The sequence below is a fragment of the Clostridium tarantellae genome (assembly GCF_009295725.1).
Lineage (GTDB): Bacteria > Bacillota > Clostridia > Clostridiales > Clostridiaceae > Sarcina > Sarcina tarantellae.
The window spans coordinates 1-1,251 of record NZ_WHJC01000516.1 but is presented as its reverse complement, the minus strand read 5'-3'; the positions used below and the strand labels follow the sequence as shown (position 1 = coordinate 1,251).

Below are 1,251 nucleotides of genomic sequence, written 5' to 3'. Positions count from 1 at the left end.
GACCCCTTTAAGGGGTAGTTAGTGAAAAAAATGCGGTTGGCAGACCGTTCAAAGTGCGAGTAGCACAGCCAGTAATATGCCCTTATAGGGCTAGAGCAAACCACCCGTTTTACGGGTGGTTATGATTTACCTTTAGTGAGGTTCCTGAAGATTATTCAGATGATGAATATGAAAGTATAGAAAATTATATTCAGGTGGATATTTGGAGCAAGGAAAATGTGGAAGGGTTAAAAAGAAAAGTTAAAAAAGCCATGAAAAATAAGGACTTTATTTATATAGATGGTAGAGATCAATTTGAAATAGATACAAAGCTATATCATAAGGCTTTAAGGTTTTATATAGCAAATGCTGAAGAATAAGGAGGAAAATTAATGGCAGAAACCATAGTAAATAGTAGAAGAATGGGACTTAGAGATATTAGTATTTCAGTAGTTAAAGAAAATAGTGTATCTAACTATACTACAGATACAGTTAAAAAATTAGCTAGGTCCATAAGTGCTAAAGTAACAGAAAAGAAAAAGGTGGATAAAATTTATTCAGATGATGGTACAGAGGATGTTATTGAAACCTTAGAAAGTATTGAAATTGAAATAGAAATAAATGATTTAAGTCCAGAGCAGGAAGCATTATTAAGAGGATGTAAATATGAAAATGGATTTTTAATAGATAATCAAGATGATATGGCTAATGAAATTGCCATAGGATGGAGAGCTAAAAGAACAGATAAAAAATATGAATTTGTATGGAACTATTGTGGTAAGTTCAATGATGGAACTACAGATACCTATGAAACTCAACAGGATAAATTAAAAACTCAAACCCCTAAACTAAAAGGTACTTTCTATCCAAGAGCTAAAGATGGTAACTGGAGGGTAAGAGTTAATGAAAGTTATCTTAAGGAAGAGCATGGGGATGCAAAAAAAGCTATACAAAGTTGGTTTGATAAGGTGCAGGAACCAGTACAAAAAACACAATAGGAGGAATTTATTTTGAATATAGTATTAAACATTAATGGTGAAAATAAAAGTTTTTCAGCTAGAAAAATAACTGGAATGAAATATAGAAGATTTTTAGAAATACAAAGTATATTAAGTGAGGTGGAGGAAAAGCAACTTCCCTTTAAGCTAGAGCATTATGATATGTTAGTTACCTTCTTAGTGGAAGTCTTTGATAATAAATTTACAGAGGAAGAATTATTAGAAGGATTAGGAGCAGATGAAATTCAAGTTAAATGGATTGAAGTAGCTAAAG

At 31.7% G+C, this 1,251-nt stretch carries 3 protein-coding genes; all 3 read left to right on the top strand.

Annotated elements, in window-relative coordinates; translation table 11 throughout:
• The first annotated feature begins 218 nt into the window (after positions 1-218).
• Positions 219-359, top strand: coding sequence for a hypothetical protein (locus GBZ86_RS17490; RefSeq protein WP_207707475.1), 141 nt, complete (start codon positions 219-221; stop codon positions 357-359).
• A 12-nt stretch (positions 360-371) separates the two neighbouring features.
• Positions 372-977 (top strand): major tail protein, encoded by a 606-nt coding sequence (locus tag GBZ86_RS16035; RefSeq protein WP_152892324.1) that lies wholly within the window; start codon positions 372-374, stop codon positions 975-977.
• Positions 978-989: 12 nt separating this feature from the next.
• On the top strand, positions 990-1,251 hold a 262-nt coding region (gene gpG, locus GBZ86_RS16030), incomplete at its 3' end, for a phage tail assembly chaperone G (protein ID WP_152892322.1).